Below are 19,769 nucleotides of genomic sequence, written 5' to 3'. Positions count from 1 at the left end.
AATGTGAAATCCACACCACAGATTCCGTTCGCACCCGTTCTCGACGGGAGAGGCATCGCATGTCAGGAGTGAGATGATGTGCGTCATACCATTCGGTAACGGGCCGGGCCTGGATAGACTTTAGGCATGTCCCCCGAAACGGAGTCCCCCCTGAACCTGGCGGAACGGTTGCACACCGTCTTCGACAGTCAGGTCATGAATTACGGCGCATACAACTTGGTCTACGCGACCGGCCGCGCTACATACAATGAGCCTTCCGCCGTTGACCACCAAGTCACTCCGCAACAACATTTCATCCTCGGTTATCGCCGTTATCCCTCCGAGGTGATCGTGGCGCCCTTCGACCCCCAGGTTTTGGCTTCTTTGGGCCTTCCGATCGCCATCGACAATACGAACCTCGTGGATGCCACAAGCACGACTCATGGGGAACTCGCCCTCGAGACGACCTCCGGGTCTTCCTTCGACCTGAATGTGCTCCCTCTCGTGGAGATCGAAACCGCGTACGGCGCGGAAGTCCTCGAACAGGAAGCCGATGCCGATGACTTCTTGTCCTACATTCAGGACCTCGTCTCGGTCTGAGGTCTCCTGCGTCACAGTGGTGGGTTTCAACTTGCACGGGGTGATGGCCCTGCGTATAGTTTCTTTTCGTTGCCGACGCGCTGGGGCCTGGAGTCCCCACGCGGAATGGTATGCGCCTCTAGCTCAATTGGCAGAGCAATTGACTCTTAATCAATGGGTTCCGGGTTCAAGTCCCGGGGGGCGCACGGAAGCTTTGCTTCTCACCCATCAGCGGTAAGCGCCTCTAGCTCAATTGGCAGAGCAATTGACTCTTAATCAATGGGTTCCGGGTTCAAGTCCCGGGGGGCGCACAGATCAAGACCCGGCCCTTTCGAGGGCCGGGTCTTTTGCTGTCCAGTGCTGTCCGGGATCTTTCCGCAGGTGGAAAGATGAGTCCCCGAGACCGTTGGTCCGAACGGCTAGTCCGCGGTCGGCTCGACGGAAGGGTCCGTCGTGGGACGCTGAGAGGCCACGCCTTCAGCAACCCAACGAGCCTCCTCCGGAAGGCTGTCAATGGTTTCCTTTACGATCTTGAGCGGCATCGTGTCGGTATCCGAGAGATCCATGATGACTTGTTCGAGTGCCTCTCGCAGCTCGCCGTGCTCGAGAACGCCGGTACCCGCAAGCGCTTCTTCGATCTCCGTGGCTTCGTGCAAGGCCCGTCTTCCCTTTTCCGTGATCACCATCAGGTAGCTTCGACGGTCCAAGTCGCTTCGCTGCCTCGCAATGTGACCGTATGCTTCGAGGCGCGTCAGCGTTTTGCCCATGGTTTGTGCCTGCACGCCGACCTTGTGGGCTACCTGGGCCTGGGTCAGGCTGCCTTCCCGACTGATCACGTCCAGGGCCATGACACCGGCATGGGTCAGGCCTAGGGACTGCAACTGTCGATTCCAATTGTGCTCGAGCATCCTTGCTGCGGTGGACATCAATCGACTGATCGACCATTCCTGGAGATGAGGCATGGCTGAAATTATAAGCACCCCAATCTGGACGGGGCGGAAGGGCGTAGCGATATTACGCCCGTACAATGGCCGGACAGGATATGTATTCAGCTGTACAACGGTCGGTGACCCATTTTTCTCGGGCGCCGCCCCCGCGATGATTGGGAGTTCTCATATGACAGACGCCATGCGACTTTCCACCGGTGACGCCGCACCTGCCTTCACGTTGAAGGATGCCGAGGGGAAGGAAATCTCCCTCAAGGATTTTTCGGGCTCGAAGGTGGTCGTCTACTTCTATCCCAAGGCGTCGACACCGGGGTGCACGACACAAGCGTGCGACTTCCGGGACAATCTGGCTTCCCTCGAGTCCCATGGGTACCAGGTGATCGGCATATCGCCAGACAAACCTGAGGCCTTGCAGAAATTCGCCGGCGACCAGTCCCTGACTTTTCCGCTCCTCTCGGACCCGAATCACGACGTCGCGGAAGCGTACGGGGCATGGGGCGAAAAGAAGAACTACGGCAAAGTTTCCGTCGGCCTGATTCGATCGACCATCGTGGTGGACGAATCCGGCACAGTAGAAACCGCTCAGTATAATGTCCGCGCCAAGGGTCACGTCGCCAAACTCCGCCGGGACCTGGGGATCGACGCTTAGAATCGCTGCCGGTTCATGCTTCATCTTCGTCGCACGCGTGTCGGTCAGGGTGCGGCAACACGCCGCCGGGATCGCCTGCGCACTGATGTAGACTGTGCCAGTCGCCGAAGTGACTGGCATGCGCGAGTGGTGGAATTGGCAGACACGCAGGATTTAGGTTCCTGTGCCGTGTAGGCGTGCGGGTTCAAGTCCCGCCTCGCGCACCATTTCTCCGGGCCTTTGACGTGTTCCATGAACGAGTATCGGGCCGGAGCCCCTGAAAGAGTTTCGCACCGTCGTGGGATGTGACCCAAGACGGCAGCCCATCGAGGAGTTGACACGTGGCAACGACCCGCCGCAGGTTCCTGACCGGTTCGCTGGGAGTCGCTGCCTTGGCACTGGCAGGTTGCGGGCGTCAGTCCCCCGATGCCCCGGGAGCGAGCGGCTCGGATGCTTCGTCGGAGACCACATTCGTTTTCGGTAACGCCGCGGCCGCCCCGACCCTGGATCCGTCTCTCACCTCGAATCTCGAAACCTCGCGAATCGCCGCTCAAATACTCGAGCCTCTGGTTAAAGCAGATCAGGATACCGGCAAACCGATACCGGGGCTGGCAACTGATTGGACAGTCTCCGACGACGGACTGACGTATACGTTCACCTTGCGTCAGGGCGTCACTTTCCATGACGGAACCAAGCTGACCGCGGATGCCGTCTGCCGGAATTTTCAACGCTGGTCCGAGAACACGAAGACCGAGCAGGTCAATCAGACCGCGTATCAAGCCATTTTCCGGTCGACCAAAGCGGATGGGACATCCCGCCCGTCTATTTATCGTTCGTGCACCGCCCCGAGCGAGAGGACGGTCAAGCTCAGTATCTCGACCCCGTACCCCTCGATCGTCAAGGCTCTGACTCAACCGGCATTCGGGATCGGTGCGCCCAGTGCATTCGACGACAACTCGTATGCTTCGCATCCCGTCGGCACGGGGCCGTTCGAGCTGTCGGACTGGGACGGGCAAACGGCCGAACTATCGCGTTTCTCCGGCTACTGGGGCGAAGCAGCCCACATCAGCAAGCTCAAATTCGTGACAGTCTCGAGTACGCAAAAGCGGTATTACGAGATTCTCATGGGCAATATCGATGCCTACGATCAGATCGGCATCGACGACTTCGTGAACCTTGCGCGTCGTGGCTACCAAATTCAGCAGCGTGATCCGTACTCGGTTGCCTACGTCAGCATGAATCAGCAGTCCAGCGCCCTGTCGGACGTCAAAGTCCGGCGCGCCGCAGCCCACGCGATCACGCGTTCCGAAATCGCCAATACCTACTATCCCGATGGCACGAAGGTTGCGAATGATTTCGTGCCGGAACTCTTCAAGGTCAGCGGCTCGGATACGCAATCCGCCTATCGACAGGACCAAGGCCTCGCAAAGAAACTTCTCGAGGAGTCCGAGTACAACGGAGAAGAGTTGCAGTTCTTCTATCCGACGGATGTTTCCCTGGCGTACGTACAGAGTCCGGAGGCGGTCTTCGCGAAGATCGCCGGCGATCTGACCTCGGTCGGCTTCAATATCAAACCGGTGCCGATCACCTGGAGCGACGATTACCTGACCAAAATCAACGAGTCCAATCCCCAGCGCGCCTTTGCTCTGACGGGTTACATGGGTGCCTTCCGCGACCCGGACGACTTCTTGTCGCCCCTGTTCAGGCAAGAGAACCCACAATTCGGTTTCTCGAACAGCGAGCTTTTCGAACAGGTCCGCAAGGCCTCGTCCATGTCAGATGGGGAGGATCGGAACGATCTGTACAAGAAAATCAACGAGTCCGTAGCAGACCTCATGCCCGCTGTTCCCCTGGCGTTCCCGATTTCTGCGGTAGCGCTGAATTCAAGAGTTCTGTCCTATCCGTTGACGGCAACGGGCGTTGCAAATTTCGCGCGAATCGAACTGCGAGATCAGAAATGACGGTCTCCGAGTCATTTCGCCAGCGATACGACGTCGGGGTTCGACCCGTACGAGCGCGCGAGATAACCTGAGAGGGAGAATGCGTCCGCGACATCCGGCCGGACGCCACCCGCCCCGCGAATCCTCGGCGGGAACCCAACCGCGCATCAACGCGGAAACCATCACAGGAGATATCCATAGTGACACAGACTCACACGACCGACGTCGTCCTGGTGGGCGGCGGCATCATGAGCGCGACCCTCGGCGTTTTGTTGAACGAACTCGAGCCGAATTGGGACATTACCTTGTTCGAGCGCCTCGATCGCGTCGGCGCTGAGAGTTCCAACGCTTGGAATAACGCTGGTACCGGCCACTCGGCCCTCTGCGAGCTCAATTACTCTCCCATGAGCTCCGACGGAACCGTGGATCCCTCCAAGGCTTTGAACATCAACGAGCAGTTCCAAACCAGCCGCCAGTTCTGGTCCACGCTCGTCGAAGACGGCAAGATTACGGATTCTTCTTTTATCAATTCCGTCCCGCATATGTCCCTGGTATTCGGTAAGGACCACAGCGAATATCTGAAGACTCGGTACAAGTCCCTGAGCGCCCAAAAGCTCTTCGAGCGTATGGAATTCTCGCAGGATCCTTCGAAGATTGCTGAATGGGCGCCGCTGACCATGAAGGGACGCGATCCTGGTGAAACGGTCGCGGCGAATTATTCACGTGAGGGAACCGACGTCGACTTCGGAAACCTCGCCCGCCAATTCACCGAACATCTCGAATCCAAGGGCGCGGACATCCGATTCGGTCATGAGGTCCAGGATCTCCGTCAGGAATCGGACGGCTCGTGGAGCCTGCGTGTTCGTAATCGACTCAATTCCGAAGACGACCTGTTGGTCCGCGCGAAGTTCGTATTTCTCGGTGCCGGCGGTGGCGCCTTGCCGTTGCTTCAGAAGTCCGGAATTCCGGAAGGCAAAGGGTTCGGCGGATTCCCGGTCTCCGGTCTGTTCTTGCGCAATTCCAAGCAGGAAACGGCCTCACAGCACAATGCGAAGGTATACGGCCAAGCCTCGGTGGGCGCGCCCCCCATGTCGGTACCCCACCTCGACACCCGGTGGGTCGACGGAAATCGTTCCTTGTTGTTCGGGCCGTATGCCGGGTTCAAGACCAATTTCCTGAAGCAAGGTTCCTTGCTGGACCTGTTCAAGTCGGTCAAGCCGGACAACCTCTACCCGATGACTCGGGCCGGCCTGGACAACCTCGGGCTCGTGAAATACCTCCTGACCGAGCTCACCAAGAATCATCAGGCGAAGATCGACGCGTTGCAGGAGTACTACCCGGACGCGGATGGCAGCGAATGGGACCTCATCACGGCGGGCCAGCGCGTCCAGGTCATGCGCAAGGACGCCAAGAAGGGAGGCGTCCTCCAGTTCGGCACCGAGCTCATCACGAAGGGTGACGGGTCGATCGCCGCGCTCCTTGGCGCCTCCCCCGGTGCGTCCACGGCCGTACCCATCATGCTGAACCTCGTGAAGAAGTGCTTCCCTGATCGATTCGACGCGTGGTCCCCTCGGATCAAGGAACTTGTCCCTGCTTATGGCCACAAGCTCAACGACGAGCCCGAACTCGCCGACGAGATCATGGGGCATACCGCCAAGGTTCTCGGCATCAACAACTGATGCGCTGACGAACGGGTTGTGGTCATGACGGTGCCCGTTGCCTCATTCGAGGCAACGGGCACTTTTGCACGTAGCGGAACCGAACCGTGCGGACGCCGAAACAAGAATTCGGCAACATTCTCCCCAGCGGCGTGGGACACAGTCTGATTTCGGGTACGTTATAGGCAGGCAACATGCGTTGCCCACACCCTGCACCGCGCGATTGAGTCGTGCCCAAGAAACCACGGGATCGTTATTGATGGAGCTATCCGAACAAACAATCCACAAGTCAGAACATACGTCGAAAGCGGCACATCAGGGCAAGGCCAAAAAGCTTTCCCAGATCAGCAAGCCCGGCTGGGGCTACGTGTTCAAGAGAACGATCAATTCGTTCACGGGCAATGGAGGTACGGACCTCGCGGCCTCGTTGACTTATTTTGCCGTGCTGTCGTTGTTCCCCGGTTTATTGGCGGTCGTCTCGCTGCTCGGAGTTTTCGGAGAAGGCGAAACCACAACACAAGCAATTCTGGACTTCGTGCGCCCGTACGCTCCGGAAGAGCTGATGACCCTGATCAGGGAGCCCGTCTCCCAGCTGACCAGTTCGACGGGGGCGGGAATCATCGCCCTGATCACCGGTATCGTTGGTGCCCTCTGGACGGCCTCCGGTTACGTTGGAGGCTTCGGGCGAGCTCTGAACCGCATCTACGGTGTGTTCGAGGGACGTCCCATCTGGAAATTGCGTCCCATCAATTTGGTCGTGACTTTCTTCATGGTCTTGATCGTGGTCGTCATGATGATGGTGATCCTGCTTTCCGGCAGTGTTCTGCACGCTGCGGGCGATTGGATTGGACTCGGTGACACTGCGGTCGCGGTGTGGAGCTGGGCGCGTTGGGTCGTGCTGCTGATCCTGGCCGTAGCGCTCATCGCTTTGCTCTACTACGCGACGCCGAATGTCAAACAACCCAAGCTCCATTGGCTGAGTCCGGGAGCGGCTTTTTCCCTCATTGCGATGGCCGTTGCCGGTGCGGCCTTCGGTTTCTACGTTTCAAATTTCGGCAGTTACAACGCAACGTATGGAACCATCGGCGGCGTCATCGTGATGCTGTTGTTCATATGGATTATGAACAACGTATTGCTCTTCGGCGCGGTTCTGGATTCCGAGCTCGAAAGAGCCCGTGAACTCGAGGCGGGCATCCGGGCCGAGGATTATCTGCAGCTTCCGCCTCGCGACACGCGCCAGGCCCACAAACAAGTCGAAGCTCGTCAGAAATTCATCGACGAGGGACGCAAATTGCGCCTTCAGAACGATCGTTTGGACTACTCGGACTAGGACCCGCCGTGCCCGAACTTCGCTGGACCCGCGTCACCGGCCTTGACGCCGAGGACGCGGGTTTTCCGCCTCTGGTCGCGATCCACGGATTCGCGACAACGGTCACGCAGTGTTGGTTGGCCACTGGCTGGCTGCGTCGACTTGGCAGCTCAAGGAACCTCATTTTCATCCATGTGCCGTGGCATGCCGACGAGTCAGTCACTGATGCTCTGAATCGCCTCGACGCCCGGCGGCAGGTCACTCACGGCAGTATTGAGCTCGAAGACTCGACGCGGCATCCGCTGGGCCCGCTCGATGTTCTTGATGCGCTGTCCGAAGCTGTTCGACAGGCTCTCATCGCCAGTCCTCAGGACGCAGGTTGGTCACGAGCGACTTCGGTAGACCTCCTCGGATATTCTCTCGGTGCCAGGCTCGCGTGGGATTTTGCGGTGGAAGAACCGTCCTTGATACGGCGGGTGGCATTCGGTGGGCTCCCCGCCCATGACGGCTTGGCGGAGGTCTGCCGTGATCTGGGCGCCGGATCCTTCGCAAGCGGTACCCTGCCGTCGTCGGCCGCCGTCGAAATCGAACAGTTCGTCCACGACTCTGTCCTGGACAGGTCTGGATTGATGCTGTGTGCCGAGCGGTTGAGTTCGCCGCCTTTCGCCCCGTCTTTCGAAAACGCCCCGAAACAACCCGCACTTCTGGTGACAGGCCAGGATGATCGGGTCGCCGGGGATTCGGCGGATCTTCTGCGCTACCTCGACGGCGAGACTCGCTTCATACAGTTACCGGGCCGCACACACGTCAATGCTCTGACCTCCAGGGAATTTGCCCGTGCCGTCGTCAGACACCTTGGCGAAGATTAAGCCGAGAAGTGAGCTGACAGACTTGGGTCCAACACATTGTGGTTGACTGATATTAACGGTGGCACCTGACAAGTGGCACACCGCGACCCAGCCCACTCACTGCTCTCCAAGGAGGCTCTCATGCAGAAGGTCAAGGCCGTTATTTCTCGGGAAAAGGACGCACCGGTCGAAGTCACCACGATCAGCGTTCCCGATCCCGGTCCGGGCGAAGCCCTCGTCAAAATTCTGACCTGCGGGGTCTGCCAGACGGACCTTCATTACAAGCGCGGCGGCGTGGGAGACAACTTCCCGTACTTGCTAGGACATGAGGCTTCAGGGGTCGTGGAAGCGACCGGCGATGGAGTCACCGAGGTCGAGCCCGGCGACCATGTGATCCTCAATTGGCGCGCTGTGTGCGGCGAATGCCGTGCGTGCCGCAGGGGCCAGCCCCAGTATTGTTTCGACACCCACAATGCCGAACAGAAAATGACCCTCGAGGACGGCACCGAACTCGAGGCGGCGCTCGGAATTGGGGCATTTGCCGAGAAGACTCTTGTGGCGGCCGGCCAGTGCACCAAGATCGAGGGAGATCTGGACACGGATCAGTATGCCGCCGTCGGTCTCTTGGGCTGCGGCATTACCGCGGGCATCGGGGCCGCGATCAACACGGGGCAGGTCGCACGCGGCGAATCCGTTGCCGTGATTGGTTGCGGAGGCGTTGGAACGGCGGCGATTGCGGGTTCCGCGCTGGCGGGGGCGACAAAAATCATTGCCGTGGACATTGATGACGAAAAACTGAAGACGGCCCGCAGCCTGGGTGCCACCGACACGGTCAACTCCTCATTGCATGACGCAGTAGAGGCCATCCGTGAATTGACCGGTGGGTTCGGCGCGGATCTCGTGATCGATGCCGTGGGCATTGCCAAAACCTTCGAGCAGGCGTTCCAGGCCCGCGATCTGGCCGGACGAGTGGTCCTGGTAGGGGTGCCCGACCCGGAGACCACGCTGGAATTGCCCCTCGACGAGGTATTTTCACGCGGCGGCTCCATCAAGTCAGCTTGGTACGGCGATACTCTTCCGTCGAGGGACTTCCCCATGCTCGTCGACCAGTACCTCTTGGGTCGTCTGGATTTGGATGCATTCGTCTCCGAAAAGATCGGCTTGGAAGACATCGAACCCGCATTTGACAAGATGCAGCAAGGAAAAGTTTTGCGATCAGTCGTCGAAGTATCGGAGGCCTAGAAATGGCGCAGAGCACTGTCCAGCACGTAGAAACCAGTGGAACCTTCAGCCTCGACGGCGGAACCTGGGATGTAGACAATAACGTATGGGTCGTGGGCGATGCGCAAGGCTGCGTCGTCATCGACCCGGCCCACGATGTGGATGCCGTCGCAGAACTGGTCGGTTCTCGAACGGTCGAGAAGATCCTCCTGACACACGCTCACGATGACCATGCGGGGCTCGCGGTCGAAGCTGCCGAGCGATTCGGCGCGCCTGTGTTCTTGCACGCGGACGAGCAACCTCTGTGGAAGCTCACCCACGGCGAGCCGGCGCCGCCCTTCCAACGGTTGACGGACGGATATGAGATTTCCATCGGAGACGCGACCCTGAAAGTCATTCACACGCCCGGGCATTCGCCCGGTTCGGTGTGTTTCTATTCGGAAGATCTTCAGTGGAACGCAGACTCGCCGGTTCTGTTTTCCGGCGACACCCTGTTCCAGGGTGGTCCCGGTGCAACGGGACGGTCGTACAGTGATTTCCCCACGATCATCGCCTCAATCAGTGATCGGCTCCTCGTGCTGCCCGAAGAAACGGTTGTACTCACGGGTCACGGACCGTCCACGACGATCGGTGGAGAAGCCCCTCACCGCCAGGAATGGATCGACCGAGGCGAATAGGAAGAGAACCTCTTCGGCGGCAGCATCAGCCGCTCGCGCTGTGCTTGCCGCCGAGGATGTCCGATTCGAAATTCCTACGCCACAGGTAACCGTAGGTGTGGCCCAGGACGAGGTACACCGCGGCGCTGAGGACCGGCAGCAGAAGGGCCGTATTGTATCCCTGAGAGTCCCCAAGGACCGTGCCCCACACGAGTCCGAGGGCAGTGCCTCCCAAGAGGGCTGCGAAGGTTGACGTCATCACGAGGTCCAAGGCATCTCCAGGCGTAATGGCCGTGGCCACGGAATCCGTGATGATCAAGGCGATGCCGACGACGAAGCCCAAGAAGATCAGGGCTATTGCCATGGTTGGGATCGATCCGGGCATCGAGGCGGGAAGCGCGACCAGCGTCAACGCGCAGCCCCAGAAGAGCCACGCGCCCCAGGTCCACGTACGGACTTGGAGCAGGTTGGCCGCGATCGCCGCGACCAAAGAGCTGAGCCCAAGCACCGCGTAAAGCAGCCCCACTCCTTCGACGGAATCGAAATTCTGGCTCAGACTCACGAGCGAGGACTGCATGGACCCCAAGAGCAGACCGAGAGTGCCCATGCCGATGACGGGCAACCACATGAGTTTCCGACGAATTGCATTGTCCTTTGCCTCTTCCGGGCTCACATTCTCCGGTCTGGGCAATGGGGCCTCCGCGTGGCGCAGCCGAGTGAGAGCGAAAGCGGTCACTGTGATTATGTTGATGGCCGCAACGAGCAGGAGTGCCGCGTGCGCGTGCCACAACAGCGACGCCACGCCGGTGACCGCGGCGCCCAAGGCAATCGCGACGACGTCGGCCACGGATTCGAAAGCCAAAGACGAGCTGAGAAGCTTCCGGTCCGCCAGCCGGTGGGATTCGTCCGCCCACCGTATTCGGGCAAGAGCGGCTACCGGGGCGGACGTCGCTCCCGTCAGGATGCACGCCACCAGCAGGCCGGGGACGGAGCCCTGGGACGATTCGTGCATCTTGACGGATTCGCTGATGAGCCACAGGATCGAGGCAACGTTCGACAATACGCAGAAAAGAAGTACGAGTCTCTGGCCGAGCTTTTCGGCAATGGCTCCGTAAATGGGGACGACCACTGCGATGCTGAGCGCGACGGCACCGGCGGCGAATCCGCCGAGCAGAATCTCATCCGTCCAGGACACGATCATGATCAAGGTTCCCAGCGGCAGCATAGCCACGGGGAGTCGAGCGATGACGGAAACGGCAAGATACCCCAAGCCGGCCAGTCCGGTGAGGACTCGCAAACGGTCCATCGTGCTTTCAGAGCGGCGACCTCTGCGTCCAGCGTCCTCGTGCTCTTTCGACTGCTCGTCGGCCGGACGACGCTCTGAGACAACAGACGACGGGTCGGTCTGTGACGGATTGATCATGCTGTCTTCGACTCCAATGACGAACCGCTGGGGGAACTTTTGATTCTCACGTGCTGGGGAATTCTCGTTTTCATGTCCGCGACGTGGCTGACGAGTCCGATGACTCGGCCGTTTTCTCGTAAACCGTCGATAGCATCCATGACGCCGTCCAATGTGTCTTCGTCCAGGGAACCGAATCCTTCATCAACAAAAAGTGTATCCACCTCTATGCCCCCAGCGCGCGCCTGGACAACGTCGGCCAGCCCCAGAGCCAGACACAGCGAGGCCATGAAGGTCTCTCCCCCGGACAACGACGTGGTCGGACGGGCCTCTGAAGTCCATGCATCGAAGATCTCCAGGCCGAGACCGGATTTTCGGTTCTTTCCTGCAGCCGCGTCAGTGTGCTGGATGCTGAACCTACCGTTGGTCATCTCGCGCAGCCGCACCGTGGCCGCGTCCGCAATTTCCTCCAGCGCAGCCGCCAGGACAAACGTCGTCAATGACATACGCTGTTGATTTTCTCCGCCGATTCCGGAGGCGACATCGGCTAGGTCCTTGAGCCTCCTCGATTTCTCCGCGACCTCTCGTACACGGTCCTGCAGGGTTTCGTCCTGCACGGTGACACGTTTGATCGAGCTCAGACCTTCGCGGAAGACCGTTTCGCGAGAGAGCGCTTCTTCATGCTCGCTCGTCTTGGCCTCGGCTTGCCGCCTGGCCTCGTCGAGTCCTTCCGGCTCGGGGCGAGTCTCACCGTCCCTTATGCGCCCCAGAAGTGCCTGATGCCAAGGCGCGTTCCACGCTTCGTCGAGCCTCGCTCTTTCTTCCTCGTCGCGGCGCACCTCCTGCCGCAAGGCTTCCAGCGCCTGGGGTTCAACCAGGTTTTTCTCAACGGCCTCGAGGTTTTCGAATCCGCTGTCGGAAAGAGCCTGCTCAAAACTCTGCTGGAGTGCTCGAGCGTTCTCGCGCAGTGCCTCCACATGACCTCGGTGTTGAGCCGTTGCCGACCGGTTGTCACGCAATTGTTCGATCCTGCGCTGGATCGTGACCAGCTGGTGCCGGGGCGGGACATCCTTCAAAGCTTTGAGGGCTTGATCGTAACGACCGTCGAGTTCTTTGATCCGTGAGTCAAGGACTCCGACCTCGAGCTCGACAGAACGCATCCGCGACTCGGTTTCCCGGATTGCCTCCGTGATGGATTCTTGTTGCCGCTCAACGAGCTCGAAACGCCGTTGCTTCTGAACCAGTGCTTGATGTTGCCAGGTCGCGGTACTGACCGCGGATTCGGCATCGGTCACGTTCTCCATGGCTCCCTGGCTGCGAAGCTCTGCTTCGACCCGCTTCAGCTCCGCCGTTTGGGCAAAGGTTTCCTTGGCACGTTCTTCAGCTCTTTTCCGTTCCGCGGCGGCCTGCTCGAGGATCTCTTCCGAGACGAGCGGGTCATCCGAGGAAGCGTGCGTTGGGGCCGGTGATGGGTGCTCCTTCGAGCCGCAGACCGGGCAGGGCCGGTCGTCCTGCAGCTCATCGGCCAGCACTCTGACCGCTTGTTCGAATCTGCGGCTCATGAGGTCGTCGACGCGATGCGAAGCTCTTTGCCGCTGTTTCTCGGCCTGCTCGGCTTCCTCGGCAACCGTCCTAATACTGTCCCGGACGGTTACGATGCGGCGCGTCAGTTCCAGAACTTTCGAGGACTCTGCCAGTACTGCGGAAGCCTCCGGCAAGTATTTCAACTCCAATGCGAGCTCGTCTTGTTCCTGGGACAAAGCTTCCTTCGATTGCTCGATGGTCTCGAGCCGAGAGGCGGCTTCGGAAGCCTGTTTCCGGAGTTCTTCGCGTCTTTCGAGCGGGGCCTGACGGGATGCCTCGAGATCGTCGACTTCCCCAACACGCCTCAGCAGCTCGTGGACTCGCTCACGGCGCCGGTCAAGAAGCGCTCCGTACTTTTCTTCGTCGACGTCGCCTTCGCCTGACCAATACGCCTTTTCGAGCCTTCTTTCTTCAGCAGTCTCGACGTCCACCGATGCTGGTCCAGCAAGTAATGCCCGCGAGCGCGACCGCAGCTCATCGAGGTCCTCTTTCTTCTCTGCCAGAGACTTTTCGCCGAGTGAAAATCTCCTCCGCGCCTCCTCTACGGGGACGGCACGTTCCGCGGCTTCAACTCGTCGACGACGGGCAGCAACGCGCTCCTCCGATTCGCTGACGGTTTGTCGCCTCTCCACGAGGCGGTCGTGTTCGGCCCACTCTCCTAGCCCACGTTCCAAAGCATCCGCGCGCCGATTCATTGCGGTCGATTCCGCGCTCAGATGTTTTCGGATCCGGGAGGCTTCCTGTGCCGCCTGCTCGAGACGACTTGCCGCGCCCTGCATATCGATCACCTCGACGTCGCCCGCGCTGTCCAGAAGTCCGTCAGTCGGAATTTCCAGACGCTTCAGAACAGAAGCGACTTCGACGTGGCCTCGTCTGACGTCTGTCGTCAAGGATTTTAGTTCTTCGGATGCGGAGTCGGATCTGTCCTTGAGCACGTCCCGTATTGCTGAGTACAGCTCGACGGGGAAAAGCCGGCGCAACAGTTTTTCTCTCTCGTCCGAGGTCGCGGAGAGGAACCGGGCGAACTGTCCTTGGGGCAGCATCACGACTTGAGCGAATTGTTCACGGCTCAGGCCGAAGATCTCGTTGATGATCTTGCCGGCCTCGTCGTGACGAACGGACAGGACTTCCCATTCGGAGTCCGCGTCGGGGGCATAGCTTTCAACGGGGCATCGAGAGAGGGTGACTTGCGCGTTCTGGGTCACCCATCCGCTTTTCGCTCGTTGGGAGGGACGAGACCACTCGGGAGAGCGCCGTATTCTGTACCGTTGGTTGCCGACAGTGAGTTCCAACTCGACATAGGGCGCCGTCCCCGGCCGGGCGAAATCCGAGTACAGGCCCTTTGAGTTCTCCGGGCGCGTCGTGGAACCGTAGAGGGCAAAGCAGATGGCGTCGAAGATCGTGGATTTTCCGGCACCGGTCGGCCCGCTCAATAAGAAGATGCCGGCGCTGTTCAGCGGTTGGAAATCGATCTTTTCTTTCCCCGGGAATGGTCCGAACGCGCACAGCTCGAGATGGTGGATCCTCATGCCTCGGCCCCCGCGGCTGGGGACGCATCCGCGTCGGAGGCTGCTCTGCGTTTCACGGCCTGACCCACGGCGGAGACGATCTCTGCCCGCTCGCTCGGGTCCAGCTCCCGGCCGCGGACCTGATCGTAGAAGGCCGCGCACGCTTCCACGGGCGATTGGGCCCTGGCCATGCGGGAAGAGTACGAATCCTCATTCGTGGGGGCGAGGTTCGCGAATTTGAGCTCCAGTGCTTCCGGAAAACGAGTCCTGAGCCGTTCCATCGGGTGGGCCGGGCGTCTTCGGTCGGTCACCGTGATCTGGCACAGGCACGACTCTGCCCAGGAATACTCGGGCGAGGACATGAGCTCTTCGAATTCACCCGTGAGGCGGGCCAACTCCAGCGTGTGCTCCCACTCGTGGCCTTCGATCTTCAGAGCGTCTTCGGAGGTCTCCACGAGCCAGAATCCTTTGGTGTGGCGCGCTTCGGAGAAGGAGAAGGCCAGGGGCGACCCGCTGTACCTGACGTTGCCGCGCACAATCTGTCTCCCGTGTAAGTGCCCGAGTGCCGCGTAGTCGAAGCCGTCGAAAATGTTGGCGGAAACCACGCCCAGGTTGCCCGTGTCCAGGATTCGTTCCGAATCGGAGGCCTCGGCGCCGCTCGCGAAACAATGAGCCATGACGATGGCGTGTTGATTCGAGCGCCGCTGTCGATCCGTAGCCGCTTCGGCCACGGCCGCGCCCAGCACCTCATGGTGAGTGGGGTTCGAGCCGAGCTCGGCAGCAGCGGACCGTGGATCGAGGTACGGAATACCGTAGACCAAGGTGCCGTCCACCAGCGTCACGGGGCGTCGGATGTCGTCAATCCGCGTCCGGAAATGGACTCCTGCGGACTCCAACAACTGTGACGCAAAGCCGAGACGTGCTGCGGAATCGTGATTTCCGCTCGTCACGACGACTTCGACGTCTCGGGCCCTGAGCCTGGTCAGCAGACGCGAAAACTGTTCGATGACGTCAGTACGGGGCGAAGCCTGGTCGTAGACGTCTCCCGAAATCAGCACCGCCCCCACCTCCAGGTTTTCGCAGATCGAAGCCAACTCGTTACACCACAATTCATGGTCACGGAACAGGGACCGTCCGTGAAAGGAGCGTCCGAGGTGAAGATCCGAAGTATGAAGGATTCTCATAGTTTCAACCTATCCCGCCTGACCGACAAGTAAGGACCGCACGGCACCCCGGTCCTCGCAGATAGAATGACCCGTATGTCCGACATAGCCAGCCTGCCTCCTTCGTTCACTCCGCTGGATCCCGCGTACGAGGAAACCGTACGTCGCCTCACCACGATTGCCACGACCGTCGCTCCGGCGCTGTCCATCGGAACCCTGGCCGCGTTGGAGGGAATGAGCGACGTTGTCGAGTGGGCCTCTCGCGGGCAGTCGGCCGATGAGACGGCCTCAATCTGGCTCCAGAATTTCCGGTGGGCTCGAACACTCGGCCTCACGATCTCCGACGACGCTCCGGTTCCGCCCAGAACAAGGTGGGAAGACCTGGTCCTCGACGACCAACCTCGGTTCTCACCTCGGCTGTCCGAAATCGACCCGATCAGCGCCGAGGCGCTGATCCTCGGCCATATGCAATATCCGGCTCGGCACGCGTTCCCCGAGGCGAGTTCGGCGGCTTTTCTGCCGAGACTGACCCCCTTGGCCTTTTATCCGCAGGACTCGGCGCCGCACCTCGGCCAGCTCGCGGCAAACGTCACGTCCCTCACCCACGGTTCGCCCGAAGCACTAGCCTCCGGCATCGCTTGGGTTTTCTTGCTCCGGTATTGCCTCTCACCCGAGGCCTCGGACGGCAGTTCGGACACGGAACGAGTTCTCGGCGCATGCAGAAGAATAGCCGGATTTCTCCCTCCTTCGGACGGAAATGACACGGAGGTTCCCCGGGGGCTTCGCGCGCAATACGCGGCCACGGGCAGCTCACCACGCAGCCTCCGGGGGATTTTTGCCTCCGCCCCGCTGACCACGGGCGTTCTGAGGTCATACGCGGGAAATACCGGCGCGTCTCCTGCTGGGACTCCCGCTTGCGTTTCGGCACTGGCCAGCGCAATCGGCAACGCAGCGGGCTCCTGGAAGCAGGGCTCGACTCAGGTCTCCTCGCGCCTCGGGCTTGTGTTACGGGAAGCAATACGCTTGGGGAGCACCGGTGCTCTGCCCGCACCCGCTGTCCCCCGGGCGCTGGATTCCTGTCTCGAACGATGGATCGGCGCGATGCACGATTGGAGCCGGCTGGTTCCGTCCGGGTAAGCTCCCGGACTATCATCCCGGAAGCTGGGTCTTGTGGTCATCGAACCAGGCGTCGGTTCGCTCGAGCGATTGCCGGGTGATGGCCCCGCCGCCGCCATTGACTACGGCGTACCCGACGGACTGGAGCGGCATGAGGCGATGCACAGTCTTGCCTCGTTCGGCCCAGTCCTTGCCCACACACTTGGTGATAACGTCCCAACCGTACCAATTTGCGGCGGCGGCGATGTCCCACGACGGGTCGCCCATTGCCGCGTGATCCCAATCGATGACTCCGGTCATCTTGTCCTTGATCCACAAAATATTGTGGCCTGAAAAATCCGAGTGGATAATTCGGGGCTCAACGGGGTCCATCGCCAGGACGTCATCGATCAGGCGGTGAGCAATCCGCCGATTTCCCGGGAAGAGCAACGGGACGACGCGCTCCCGCAAGGTCTTTTCCCAATCGTCGCTGCCCCAATGCTGGTGGGCCGGCTCCAGATAAGGTTCGAGCGGCACCGGGTCCATTCCTCCGATGGCACGCAGCGCTCGGCCGAGAGGCCGAGCGGGCGCCGGCCCGATGTCGCGTGCCTCGCCAGGGATCCAGCTCAACCCAACCGCGGTGAATCCGGATCGGGAGATCACGCGCGTCAGCGGGCGCGGAACGGCGAAAGGCAGGTCGTCCGGAAGCGCACGCAGTAGTTGTGTCCGTCTGCTCATGGATTCACCAGCGCTGAGGGTCTTGGCAACCCGCACGCTGAGGCGATGGCCCGCATTGACGACGATGTGGGCAGAGCCGTTGGAGTGGACGTCCCATTCTTCGGGACCCACGGTCACACCGGCCTGATCCAATACGGCCTTGATGAGGGGGAAGTATCGCATCTGGGCGAATCTGGACATGCGGGACAAGGATAATTACCTCTGTGCGAGATCCGATGAAAGAGCTGCATGGATGTGCGGGACCAGAGCCGTGAAGGCTCGGGCCCGATGGCTGATGGAGTTTTTGATCTCGGACGAGATCTGGGCCGCGGACAGTCCGGCGTCTTTTCCCATCAGCTCGCTGGGAGCGAATATAGGGTCATAACCGAAGCCGTTCGTTCCGGTTATCCGGTGCAGCAAGCGACCGGGCATCTGCCCGTGCTCGACGGCTTGGAATCCGTCGGGTCCGGCCACGCTAGCGGCGCAGTGGAAATGAGCACCACGGTGCTCATCCGAAATGTCGCTCAGCTGGGCCAGGAGGAGTTCGACGTTCGCGGCATCATCCCCGTGAGTTCCCGACCACCTGGCCGAGAAGATCCCGGGCGCTCCGTTCAAAACGTCGACGCACAATCCCGAGTCGTCCGCGACGGCCACCAGTCCGGTGGCCTCGGCAACGGCGTGGGCCTTCAACAGCGAGTTCTCAGAAAAGGTTGTTCCGGTCTCAGCAACATCCGGTGCCTCCACGGCGCCCGCATCGACGACTTGCGTGTCCACGTCGAGCCCATCGATGCGGTCCCGGAGGATCTCCCGAAGCTCGACCAATTTGCCCGCGTTGTGGCTCGCCAAGACGACGAGCGGCGCACCCTGCTTGGTCGAGGTCATGCTGTTTCTTCCAAAGTCTTCTGCTGAATCGCGGCCAATTCCGAGGTTCCGGTCAGTGCCAAATCGAGCAGAAGGTTGAGCTCGTCCCGGTCGAAGGGCGTGCCTTCTGCCGTTCCTTGGACCTCCACGAAGGAACCGGAGCCAGTCACGACGACGTTCATATCAGTCTCCGCACGGACGTCCTCGACATAAGGAAGATCGAGCATCGGGGTGCCGTCAATGATTCCCACGGAGACAGCGGATACCGAATCGGTCAACGGGGACTTCCGTCGGTTGATGATGCCTTCGCGCTGGGCCCACGCAATTGCTTCGGCGAGCGCAACGTAGGCGCCCGTGATGGCCGCGGTGCGAGTGCCGCCGTCAGCTTGCAGGACATCGCAATCCAGAACCACGGTATTTTCACCCAGGGCCTTGGTATCAATGACCGCGCGCAGTGAGCGGCCGATCAGTCGCGAGATTTCATGCGTCCGGCCGCCGATTTTGCCTTTGACGGATTCGCGCGCCGAACGCGTATTCGTGGCCCGGGGCAGCATTGCGTATTCTGCGGTGACCCATCCTTTGCCTTCACCCTTGAGCCAGCGCGGCACGCCCTCGGTCAAGGATGCTGTGCACAGTACCCGAGTATTTCCGAACTCGATGAGCGCCGAACCTTCGGCATTCTGAGACCAACCTCGCGTGATGGATATGGGCCTCAGCTCGTCGACGGCTCGCCCGTCTGCTCTCGTAGCGGCATTGTTCGGGGAAGTCTGAGAAGTCATGCCTTCACCATACCGCCGGAGACGCTGAATAGCTCACGATGACTCAAGCCCTCAGTGACCGTTTCCCCGCTTAGGACGGACCCACCGTGTAGTCGGACAGTGGCGTTACGATCTCCGCCGGTCCGTGGAAGAACTCACGGGCCTCCGCCAGAACGGTCTCCTTGTCGTTCCACACGGGAAGATGCGTCAGCAGAAGCCGACGGGCATTGGCCTCTCGCGCAGTCTGACCGGCTCTGGCACCGGTGAGATGGATGCCGCGCAAGTTGTCGTCGCGCCCCTCCATATAAGCGGCCTCGCAGAGAAATAGGTCCGCGTCCCGCGCCGCACGAGTGAGTCCGTCGCAAGCATCGGAATCCCCGGAATAGGCCAGGACAACGTCGCGGTGGGAACCGTGCTCGGTCACACGCAGGGCAAAGGGATCCTGAATAGGGTGAACCACGCGGAAAGGTTCGACGGTCAAGGGGCCGATATCCACCGGTAGGTTCTCGGTCCATTCGTTGAATCGGAACTGATCCTTGAGACCCGGCTCCGGCGGCATACTGTGCGTGCGTGCGAGATATTCGTCGGTTCCTGGAGGGCACCACACATCGATGGGACCCGTCGACCATCCACGCGGGTCCCATCGCGCGGCAATATAGAGCCCGGCGAGGTCAACGCAATGATCGGGATGAAGGTGGCTCACGAGCACGGCATCGATCGTGCTGAGCTCGATGTGGCGCTGGATCTCTCCGAGGGCACCGCTTCCCATGTCCAGGAGCACTCTCCAGGTCTTCCCCGAAGTGTCCACGGAAGACACCAGGTAACAGGACGCAGGGGATTCCGGACCGGCGAATGATCCGGTGCAACCGATGATTTTCAGTTCCATGATGTTCCTCTTGATCCTTCGGGGATCTCG

At 60.5% G+C, this 19,769-nt stretch carries 17 protein-coding genes and 3 tRNA genes; 12 read left to right on the top strand and 8 right to left on the bottom strand.

All coding sequences use genetic code 11. From position 1 onward, the window contains the following. The first annotated feature begins 126 nt into the window (after positions 1-126). The 3 genes from EWV35_RS03235 to EWV35_RS03225 all read left to right on the top strand — a co-directional run bounded on the left by EWV35_RS03235 (position 127) and on the right by EWV35_RS03225 (position 869). Entirely contained in the window at positions 127-579 is a 453-nt protein-coding gene (locus EWV35_RS03235) for a hypothetical protein (protein ID WP_129658061.1), read from the top strand. A gap of 112 nt (positions 580-691) precedes the next feature. Further along, positions 692-764, top strand: a tRNA-Lys gene (locus tag EWV35_RS03230). 32 nt (positions 765-796) lie between these two features. Then, positions 797-869: transfer RNA gene (locus EWV35_RS03225), tRNA-Lys, on the top strand. 108 nt (positions 870-977) lie between these two features. On the opposite strand, the gene EWV35_RS03220 is transcribed toward EWV35_RS03225, so the two are convergent. After that, entirely contained in the window at positions 978-1,520 is a 543-nt protein-coding gene (locus EWV35_RS03220; RefSeq protein ID WP_129658059.1) for a MarR family winged helix-turn-helix transcriptional regulator, read from the bottom strand. Between the two features lie 154 nt (positions 1,521-1,674). Here EWV35_RS03220 and bcp point away from each other — a divergent pair, with 154 nt between their 5' ends. The 8 genes from bcp (at position 1,675) to EWV35_RS03180 (ending at position 9,786) form a co-directional block, all read left to right on the top strand. Then, positions 1,675-2,154, top strand: coding sequence for a thioredoxin-dependent thiol peroxidase (gene bcp, locus EWV35_RS03215; RefSeq protein ID WP_129658058.1), 480 nt, complete (start codon positions 1,675-1,677; stop codon positions 2,152-2,154). A 120-nt stretch (positions 2,155-2,274) separates the two neighbouring features. Further along, positions 2,275-2,360, top strand: a tRNA-Leu gene (locus EWV35_RS03210). 114 nt (positions 2,361-2,474) lie between these two features. Then, positions 2,475-4,094, top strand: coding sequence for an ABC transporter substrate-binding protein (locus tag EWV35_RS03205; RefSeq protein ID WP_129658055.1), 1,620 nt, complete (start codon positions 2,475-2,477; stop codon positions 4,092-4,094). A 176-nt stretch (positions 4,095-4,270) separates the two neighbouring features. Beyond that, positions 4,271-5,752, top strand: a complete 1,482-nt coding sequence (locus EWV35_RS03200; RefSeq protein WP_129658053.1) for a malate:quinone oxidoreductase — start codon at positions 4,271-4,273, stop codon at positions 5,750-5,752. Between the two features lie 238 nt (positions 5,753-5,990). Then, on the top strand, positions 5,991-7,061 hold the full coding sequence (locus tag EWV35_RS03195) for a YihY/virulence factor BrkB family protein (RefSeq protein WP_129658051.1): 1,071 nt from the start codon (positions 5,991-5,993) through the stop codon (positions 7,059-7,061). 8 nt (positions 7,062-7,069) lie between these two features. Then, complete coding sequence (locus EWV35_RS03190) at positions 7,070-7,909, top strand: alpha/beta fold hydrolase (protein ID WP_129658049.1); 840 nt, start codon at positions 7,070-7,072, stop codon at positions 7,907-7,909. A gap of 120 nt (positions 7,910-8,029) precedes the next feature. Then, positions 8,030-9,130 (top strand): S-(hydroxymethyl)mycothiol dehydrogenase, encoded by a 1,101-nt coding sequence (locus EWV35_RS03185; protein WP_129658047.1) that lies wholly within the window; start codon positions 8,030-8,032, stop codon positions 9,128-9,130. Positions 9,131-9,132: 2 nt separating this feature from the next. Further along, complete coding sequence (locus EWV35_RS03180) at positions 9,133-9,786, top strand: MBL fold metallo-hydrolase (protein ID WP_129658045.1); 654 nt, start codon at positions 9,133-9,135, stop codon at positions 9,784-9,786. 25 nt (positions 9,787-9,811) lie between these two features. On the opposite strand, the gene EWV35_RS03175 is transcribed toward EWV35_RS03180, so the two are convergent. The 3 genes from EWV35_RS03175 to EWV35_RS03165 are packed head-to-tail and all read right to left on the bottom strand — an operon-like array spanning position 9,812 to position 15,443. Then, complete coding sequence (locus EWV35_RS03175; RefSeq protein ID WP_129658043.1) at positions 9,812-11,188, bottom strand: MFS transporter; 1,377 nt, start codon at positions 11,186-11,188, stop codon at positions 9,812-9,814. Next, a complete protein-coding gene (locus tag EWV35_RS03170) occupies positions 11,185-14,280 on the bottom strand; it encodes an AAA family ATPase (protein ID WP_129658041.1) in 3,096 nt (1,031 codons plus the stop codon). The genes EWV35_RS03175 and EWV35_RS03170 overlap by 4 nt, the downstream gene beginning before the upstream one ends. After that, entirely contained in the window at positions 14,277-15,443 is a 1,167-nt protein-coding gene (locus EWV35_RS03165) for an exonuclease SbcCD subunit D (protein WP_129658039.1), read from the bottom strand. The genes EWV35_RS03170 and EWV35_RS03165 overlap by 4 nt, the downstream gene beginning before the upstream one ends. Before the next feature lie 75 nt (positions 15,444-15,518). Between EWV35_RS03165 and EWV35_RS03160 the strand changes: the two genes are divergently transcribed. Then, a complete protein-coding gene (locus tag EWV35_RS03160; protein WP_129658037.1) occupies positions 15,519-16,559 on the top strand; it encodes an ADP-ribosylglycohydrolase family protein in 1,041 nt (346 codons plus the stop codon). 12 nt (positions 16,560-16,571) lie between these two features. On the opposite strand, the gene EWV35_RS03155 is transcribed toward EWV35_RS03160, so the two are convergent. The 4 genes from EWV35_RS03155 to EWV35_RS03140 all read right to left on the bottom strand — a co-directional run bounded on the left by EWV35_RS03155 (position 16,572) and on the right by EWV35_RS03140 (position 19,739). Then, complete coding sequence (locus tag EWV35_RS03155) at positions 16,572-17,435, bottom strand: phosphotransferase family protein (RefSeq protein ID WP_129658035.1); 864 nt, start codon at positions 17,433-17,435, stop codon at positions 16,572-16,574. Positions 17,436-17,450: 15 nt separating this feature from the next. After that, positions 17,451-18,116, bottom strand: a complete 666-nt coding sequence (gene rdgB, locus EWV35_RS03150; RefSeq protein ID WP_129658033.1) for an RdgB/HAM1 family non-canonical purine NTP pyrophosphatase — start codon at positions 18,114-18,116, stop codon at positions 17,451-17,453. Beyond that, complete coding sequence (rph, locus tag EWV35_RS03145) at positions 18,113-18,874, bottom strand: ribonuclease PH (RefSeq protein ID WP_129658031.1); 762 nt, start codon at positions 18,872-18,874, stop codon at positions 18,113-18,115. The genes rdgB and rph overlap by 4 nt, the downstream gene beginning before the upstream one ends. A gap of 70 nt (positions 18,875-18,944) precedes the next feature. Continuing rightward, positions 18,945-19,739, bottom strand: a complete 795-nt coding sequence (locus EWV35_RS03140) for an MBL fold metallo-hydrolase (RefSeq protein WP_129658028.1) — start codon at positions 19,737-19,739, stop codon at positions 18,945-18,947. Positions 19,740-19,769 lie beyond the last annotated feature (30 nt).

This window comes from Rothia uropygialis (genome assembly GCF_004137765.1).
Lineage (GTDB): Bacteria > Actinomycetota > Actinomycetes > Actinomycetales > Micrococcaceae > Rothia.
Note: the sequence above shows the minus strand (reverse complement) of the source record. Positions and strands in the feature narration are given on the sequence as shown.